A 7094-nucleotide genomic window follows, 5' to 3' on the forward strand; every position below is an offset into this window, starting at 1 on the left:
CGGGTTTCGAAGCCCGGAATGCTGCCGCCGTGTCCCCACACCTCTTTGCCGCAGGGACTGGGCTGGTGGATGAGCCCCAATCCGTAACCGGCACCGGCCATTCGGTCGAAGGGCACGGTCTGCTTCAGCTGCGCCAATTGGGCGGCAGGCAACAGGTCACCCTTCAGCAGTGCGGTGAAGAACCGGTTGAGATCGGCGCCGGTGGCGATCATTGCACCTGCCGTACCGCCCCAGGACGGATCGAGATCGGTGAAATCGACTCGCTTGCCGTCGATTACGTGATAACCCTCGGCATGGGCGCCGCGGATGGTGATGTCGCCGGGGGCCGGGTAGTAGGTGTCGTGCAGGCCCAGCCGGTCGATAATGCGGCTGGTGATCTCGTCGGCGGCGGGCCGTCCGGTCATGCGTTCGATGAGCATGCCGAGCAGCACGTAATTGGTATTGGTGTAGACCGCCTTCGCGCCGGGCGTGAACTGCGGCGGCAGGGATATGGCGATGCGCACCAGATCGGCGGCCTCGTAGTGCCGGGTGCGCATCGCCTCCGTATCCACCTGCAGCTGCGGCGAATTCGGGTTCGGCGTGCTCGCCGGGTCACCGCTGGCGAGGTAGTCCGGCAGGCCGCTGGTGTGCTGCAGCAACTGCCGCACACTGATGCGATTGCCGTCATTGCCATTGCCCTGCACCACGCCCGGCAGATAGCGCTCGATCGGCGCATCCAGTTCGATCTTGCCCTCGGCGACCAGTTGCAGCACCACCACCGAGACGAAGGTCTTGGTATTGCTGCCGATGCGGACTCGCGCATCGTCGGCGATGGGTGCGCCGGTCGCGATGTCGCCCACGCCCGCGGTCAGAGTGCGCTGTCCGTCCGGCCGGGTGATCACCACCTGGATGCCCGGGAAGCCGGCCTTGATCGCCGAGTTCATGGCGTCCGCGATGGCCCGGTTCCGGTCCGGACTGCTGGGCTCCGAGGCCGTGCCCTCGCTCGTGCAGCCCGCGGCGGCGAGCACGGCGGCGAGGCCGAGCCCGGCCAGTGCGGTGCGGCTCCGGCGCGGCCGAGGTGTGGTCATAAGAGGCGTTCCTCCTGTTCGGGCCGGGTTTTCCGGCCACCTCGAGCGTAGGAACGCGGGCCCGCGCCGCCGATCCGGCTCGCGCCCGAATCACGGATAGCGCTGGCAGGTCCGGCGAGGTAGGGCTAGCACCACCCCTGACCGCGCAGGCCCAGTCCTGGCCACGCAGGCCAACCCCGGCCACGCAGGCCCAGCCCTGATGGCCCCGGACCAATGTGGTCCGGGGCCAGCCCCTAGTGAGCCTCAACCCAATGGGGTCCGGGGGCCAGGCCCCCGGGTAAGAATTCACTCGCCGAGTGTTATGCAACTCGTTGCATAACACTCCGATCTCCCCTAGTGTCCGAATTGGAGGTTTCGCTCCGCCTGCGCATGGACGCGCGGATTATCGGAACCGGGGCGAAGCAGGAGACAGGAGCTGACCATGACGGAAGCGCGGAAGCCGCTGGCGGGCCGGACCATGATCATGTCCGGCGGGAGTCGCGGGATCGGGCTGGAGATCGCACGGCGGGCGGCGGCGGACGGGGCGAATATCACCCTCATCGCCAAGACCGATACGCCGAACCCGAAGCTGCCCGGCACCATCCACACCGCGGCGGCCGAGCTGGAGCAGGCCGGCGGCACGGTGCTGAAGTATGTCGGCGATGTGCGCAATGACGGGGCGGTCGCCGAGGCGATCCAGCAGACGATCGCACAGTTCGGCGGCATCGACCTGGTGGTGAACAATGCGTCGGCAATCGACCTGTCCCCCACCGAGATTCTGCCCATGAAGAAGTACGACCTCATGCAGGACATCAATGCCCGCGGCAGTTTCCTGCTGTCCAAGCTGAGCATTCCGGCGCTCAAGGATTCGGCGCAGTCCGGCCGGAACCCGCACATCCTCACCCTGTCGCCGCCGCTGAACCTGGACCCGAAGTGGGCGGGCGCCTCCCTCGGCTACACCATCGCGAAGTACGGAATGTCGCTGACCACACTGGGTTTGGCGGAAGAGCTGCGCAAGTACGGCATCGGCGTGAACTCGCTCTGGCCGCGCACCACCATCGCCACCGCCGCGGTCCGCAACCTGCTCGGCGGCGACGAGATGATCGCCTCCTCCCGCACCCCCGACATCTACGCCGACGCCGCCTATCTGGTCCTGACCTCCCCCGCCAAGGACACCACCGGCAACTTCTTCCTCGACGACGATGTCCTCGCCGCCCACGGCATCACCGACCTCGACAAGTACCGCGTAATCCCCGGCGACGGCCCCCTCACCACAGACCTGTTCCTCTGACCTCACCCGCCCGATCGAACAGCCCGGGTCGCAATCGCACAGCCTCTGCTGAGGCTGTGCGATCAATGCGCGGGCTGTGCGGTGCACCTTGGGGGATCAGGCGGCGTGTGCTTCGCGGTGGGCCAGGTTTTTCAGGGTGAGGAGTTGTTTGCGCATCATCAGGTAGTCGCCGAATATTATCGGCGCCAATAGCCAGGAGCGGCCGCGGAAGTAGACGCGGGCGTGCAACCGGCTTGTCCCCGCCGTGGTGCCCGGGTGCACGGCGTAGGTGACGGCAACCCCGGATGCGCGCAGCGTGACCTGTGTGCCCGGTGTATATCCGGTGAGCTCGAACAGGGTCATGAAGCGCTGGCCCGCAACAAGTTCGGTGAGATGCGGGTCGCGGATCACTGGGCTCCGGCGGCCGAAGTTGTCCAGTAGGTCGTAGCTGTACGGGGCGGCCCGCAGCTGACATACCCAGGCGAATACCAGCTCCTGCGGGGCGGACACGTCGACGACCCGGTCGCACACCACTGTCCGGCCGGAAAGCACACCGTCACAAGGCAATTCCATGCCGATCTCGGCGGCCGTGGCACCCCAGTACTGCCCGGGCAGTCCCCGCCTCTGCCCGCTCACGACCGCTCCCCGGCCGCTGTGGCTATGCGGTGCAGCATGTTTCGGACAACCAGGCGGTGCAGGCCGGAACCGATCACCAGGGCTTTGTAGATCCGGCCGTGGAGCCCGGGAAAGACGGCATCGGTCCGGGCTGTCAGGCGAGTGGTGCAGGGGTCGAGCTCGTCCAGGATGAAGGTGAGCCGGTAGCGAGAGAAGGGGTGGCGGCCCTTCGCGGACAACCGGGCCGGCGGTTCGGCCTCGTCGAGCGTGAAACCGCGCGGGAGTGTGCTGAGATCATCCGGGTTCTTGCAGGTCGTGCGAAGTAGGGCAGCCCATGCCTGGGTGCGATCGGCGGCGATTGATGTGGAATGCTGATCGATATAGGGCAAACGCTCCATATAGAAGGACTGTACTAGTTCATGGCACCTCCCCGGAAGCACAACACCGACGTGATCCTCGACGCAGCCCGCACCCTGGTGCTGCGCGACGGGCCCCGCGCGGCCAGTGTGGCCGCCATCGCCGAGGCCAGCGGCGCGCCCGTCGGCACCCTCTACCACCGCTTCGGCAATCGGGACGGGGTACTCAGCGCGACCTGGCTGCGCGCGCTGGAACGCTTCCAATCCGGGGTACTGGCCGCCGCCGACGTGGACGATCCGATCGCGGCGGCCGTCGTCATCACCAGCGCCGCCCTCGCCTTCGGCCGCGAATTCCCCGACGACGCCCGGCTGATGCTGAATCTGCGCCTCGGCGACCTGCTGGACAACGGGCCCGATACGAAATTCCGCGAGCGCCGCGCGGAAATGAACGCTCCGCTCATCGCACTGCTGACCCGCATCGCCCACGACATCTACGGCGCCACCGGCGAACGCGAAATAGATGCCGTCACCCGCGCGGTAGTCGATCTCCCCTACTCCGCCCTGCGCCGCCACGCCCACGCGCAGGAACTACCGGAGTGGCTGGAGGCCGACCTCACCGCTGCCACCCGCGCCCTGCTCTCCCCCCACGATTGAACGGCCCCTCACCACCGGCCTGTCCCTCTGACCGTTACCCCCCACCGACCGAACAACCCGCCTGGCCATCACACAGCCCTTGCGGAGGCTGTGCGATGGGCATAAGGGCTGTGCGGTGCGATTGCGGGTGTGCCGTTCGGACGTCCAGCCGGAGTGGCTGGGCGACGCCGCTGCCATCACCGAACAGCCCGCGTAGCAACCGAACAGCCCCTATTGGGGCTGCGCTGCTAGTACACAGGCTGTTCGGTCCGATAGCGGGTGCACACAGTCGGGCCTGCCAGGCGACGCCGCTGCCATCACCGAACAGCCCGCGTAGCAACCGAACAGCCCTGGTTGGGGCGGCGGGCTAGTACACGGGCTGTTGGGTGCGAGGCCGTACCGATCGGGTACGGCGGCTTCACATTCGAGCGTGGTGGGACTACTTGGGGTCGATGCCGTAGAGGCGTTCCCAGTTCTCGCGGCTGGTGAGTTCCGGTACGGCGGAACGCCACTGGTTTTGCAGGGCCGGGAGTTCGGTGCGGAGTTGTTTGAGGACGCGGTAGGCGCGGACCAGCAGGCGGCGCGCGGTTTCCTTGTCCCGCTGACGAACTCGTACACCGGACTGCGAGGCATCGGTGACAACGACGTGGTCGAAGAGGCCTACGTGCCACCAGTGCGCGTCCTCGCGGGTGACGCCGATGACGCCGTGGATGGTGCGGCCCCGCCACTGGTTCAGGGCGCGCTTGAGCAGGATCAGCAACGGACGGCTGGGTTCGCCGCCGGCGCGGCGCTGCTGCACGTGCGCACTGACGACGGGTGCGGTCGCCGCCGGATGCTTGACGGTCTCCGGGTAGTCGCCGCGGGAGCCGCGCGCGGCGGCCAGGGCGGCAATGCCACCGTCCTGCAGGGCCTTCGGGCCGCGCAGATAGTCCTCGATGCCCTGCAGCGTGGTGTGCGCCAGGCCGTACTGCATGCCGACCAGGTATTCGCTGATCTCCCGGAAGAGTTGCCGGGTAACAGCTTTCGGGTCCAAATCGGTGTGCAGGGAGGACACGATGAGCGAGTTGCGCGAGGAGAAGTAGCGCGCCCAGTCGTCGAAATCCTTCCAGTAGAAGTCGGCGTGCCAGACCGCCGCATTCGGCAGCGTGACGGTGCGGAAGCCGTGCTCGCGAGCGCGCAGGCCGTATTCGACGTCGTCCCACTGGAAGAAGATGGGCACCGGCAGGCCGATGGTCCTGACCACCTCGGCCGGAATGAGGCAGGTCCACCAGGCCTGGTAGCCGGCATCGACACGACGTTCCTGGTGCTTCTTCAGCATGCTGGTATTGCGCAGCGCCTTGGACACCTTCTGCCCGTGCTTGAGCTTGCCCAGATCCGTCTCTTCCGCACCGACATTCAGGTAGTCGGGGTTGTAGAGGAACAGCATCTGCGCGCCCACCAGCGTGGGTTCGACGGTCATATTCGCAAAAGCCCTGAGCCGCAGGACCGTTTCCGGCTCGCACAGGATGTCGTCGTCCATGAGGATGATGTCGGCGTGCTCATCGGCGCCCGACACCTCGTAGAGACCGCGCGTGAAACCGCCCGCGCCACCGAGATTCGGCTGCCGGATGTAGCGCAGCTTGTCACCCAATTTGGGTGCCGTCTCGGCGAACACCGGCTGATCCTGCACCAGATCGGTGCCCTGATCGACCACGTACACGGCATCGATGGACGACAGCACGGTCGCGTCCGAGGCGAGTGCCGCCATGGTGGCGGCACAGTCCGGTGCGCGGTTGAACGTGCAGATGGCAATGGCGACCGAGCGCACGGTGTCCGGCGCGGGCGCGCTCCACTCCAGGTCGGTAATGGTGACCTCGCCGCCGATAGCGTCGATCTCGAGCCACAGCGCGCCACCGTCGATGAACATATCGAGCGCCGTGTTCAACACCAGCCGCCCGGTCTCCCGGGTTTCGGCGGTGGCGACAACACGCCGGTGACCGGCGATATCGGACGCGGCCAGACGCACCTTGGTGCGGCCCGCGACCTCGAGGGTCATGGCGACCTGGACCGCCGTGACGGTGGTCCAGCGCTGCCAGTAGCTGGCCGCGAATCTCCCGAAGTAGGTATTGGTGTGTGCCGTGGTGCCCTTCTCCAGCCGCAGGCTGAAGCGTTCCCGGTGGGCCTTGCCACCCTTCACGACCGCGTACAGCTCATCGCTGATCCGCTGCGCCGGTCCGGTGAACAGGCCGCGCGCCAGCACCAGCCGCTCGGGAGCCACGTGCTCCGCGCGCAAAGTCGCGGGGGCCCCGGCAGTCTGCGGGTCACTGATTTCGGTCACGGCTTGTCCAGCCGACGCATCCATGAAATCCCTCGACATCCCTCGAAAAAATAGACACCGGCAACATACGACGTGGGACGCACCCCACTGTCACCGCTCGGCGCGCAGAGAATATCAATAACATTTTGCCTCCGCTTCGCTACGGCGGGTTCGCGGCCCTGTTACCCGGGCCTTCCCTCCTCCGCTCCTCCGCTTCGCTCCCCCGCTACGTCAGTCCAGACCCGGGCGGGCCGCGAACTTGGGGTGCAGCTCGAAAACTGTGGAGTTCAGTCGCTTTGGTCGCGCGCGCCGGTGAAGACGAATTTGTCATATGCCCAGTAGCGGAAGACTACTGCCACGATCTGGCCGATCAGCGTGCCGGAGATGTTGTCCGCCAACGGACTAGACAGGTGCAGTACGTAGCGGGAGAACCCGAGGCAGCCCAGTTGCAGGCCGATGGCGACAACATTGAACAGCGCGTAGAGCACATATTCCCGGGTCGGGCTGCCGCCCTTCTTGTGCGCGAATGTCCACCATTTGTTGCCGAAATAGGTGACGACGGTGGCCACCAGGATGGCGATGATCTTGGCGAGCAGCGGCTGATGGAACAGCACACCCTCCCCGCCCCAGAACACCAGCAGGTTGTAGGTGCCCGCGTCCACCACGAATCCGAGCGCGCCGACAACCAGGAATGCGCTGCCCTGCTTCAGTGCCGCGCGCACCTTGCCGACGAAGGACTCCCGGCCGTTCTCGACGGCTACCGACTCACTGCTGGACACTCGGCGACGGTACCGCAGTGATCTCGGGTACCCTCCCCGTGTTCGTATTCGCCTTCCGATCACATCGAGGATTGACCGGGTGGACCCCACCGAGCTCCG

Annotated in this window: 7 protein-coding genes; 2 read left to right on the plus strand and 5 right to left on the minus strand. The window is 66.5% G+C overall.

The genetic code is table 11. The features are described 5' to 3' along the window. A partial coding sequence (locus JWN03_RS07640; protein WP_297611776.1) for a serine hydrolase domain-containing protein occupies positions 1–1067 on the minus strand: 1067 nt, incomplete at its 3' end. Between the two features lie 421 nt (positions 1068–1488). Here JWN03_RS07640 and JWN03_RS07645 point away from each other — a divergent pair. Continuing rightward, complete coding sequence (locus JWN03_RS07645; RefSeq protein ID WP_297611779.1) at positions 1489–2337, plus strand: SDR family oxidoreductase; 849 nt, start codon at positions 1489–1491, stop codon at positions 2335–2337. A gap of 96 nt (positions 2338–2433) precedes the next feature. On the opposite strand, the gene JWN03_RS07650 is transcribed toward JWN03_RS07645, so the two are convergent. Further along, on the minus strand, positions 2434–2952 hold the full coding sequence (locus JWN03_RS07650) for a hypothetical protein (protein WP_297611781.1): 519 nt from the start codon (positions 2950–2952) through the stop codon (positions 2434–2436). Beyond that, positions 2949–3329, minus strand: a complete 381-nt coding sequence (locus JWN03_RS07655) for a hypothetical protein (protein ID WP_297611783.1) — start codon at positions 3327–3329, stop codon at positions 2949–2951. Before JWN03_RS07655 ends, JWN03_RS07650 begins: the two co-directional genes overlap by 4 nt. A gap of 21 nt (positions 3330–3350) precedes the next feature. On the opposite strand from JWN03_RS07655, the gene JWN03_RS07660 reads away from it, so the two are divergent. Continuing rightward, entirely contained in the window at positions 3351–3941 is a 591-nt protein-coding gene (locus JWN03_RS07660; RefSeq protein WP_297611784.1) for a TetR/AcrR family transcriptional regulator, read from the plus strand. A 418-nt stretch (positions 3942–4359) separates the two neighbouring features. Here JWN03_RS07660 and JWN03_RS07665 read toward each other — a convergent pair whose 3' ends face one another. Then, complete coding sequence (locus JWN03_RS07665; RefSeq protein WP_297611788.1) at positions 4360–6261, minus strand: glycosyltransferase; 1902 nt, start codon at positions 6259–6261, stop codon at positions 4360–4362. Positions 6262–6503: 242 nt separating this feature from the next. Then, positions 6504–6995 (minus strand): GtrA family protein, encoded by a 492-nt coding sequence (locus tag JWN03_RS07670; RefSeq protein ID WP_297611786.1) that lies wholly within the window; start codon positions 6993–6995, stop codon positions 6504–6506. Between the last annotated feature and the right edge of the window lie 99 nt (positions 6996–7094).

The sequence above is a fragment of the Nocardia sp. genome, assembly GCF_025465275.1.
In the GTDB taxonomy this organism is placed as follows: domain Bacteria; phylum Actinomycetota; class Actinomycetes; order Mycobacteriales; family Mycobacteriaceae; genus Nocardia.

What these genes read in the sequence shown, in the direction of transcription:
- JWN03_RS07645 (WP_297611779.1), top strand. Translation starts at nt 1,489, where the DNA reads ATGACGGAAGCGCGGAAGCCGCTGGCGGGCCGGACCATGATCATGTCC.
- JWN03_RS07655 (WP_297611783.1), bottom strand. Translation starts at nt 3,329, where the DNA reads ATGGAGCGTTTGCCCTATATCGATCAGCATTCCACATCAATCGCCGCC.
- JWN03_RS07660 (WP_297611784.1), top strand. Translation starts at nt 3,351, where the DNA reads ATGGCACCTCCCCGGAAGCACAACACCGACGTGATCCTCGACGCAGCC.
- JWN03_RS07665 (WP_297611788.1), bottom strand. Translation starts at nt 6,261, where the DNA reads ATGGATGCGTCGGCTGGACAAGCCGTGACCGAAATCAGTGACCCGCAG.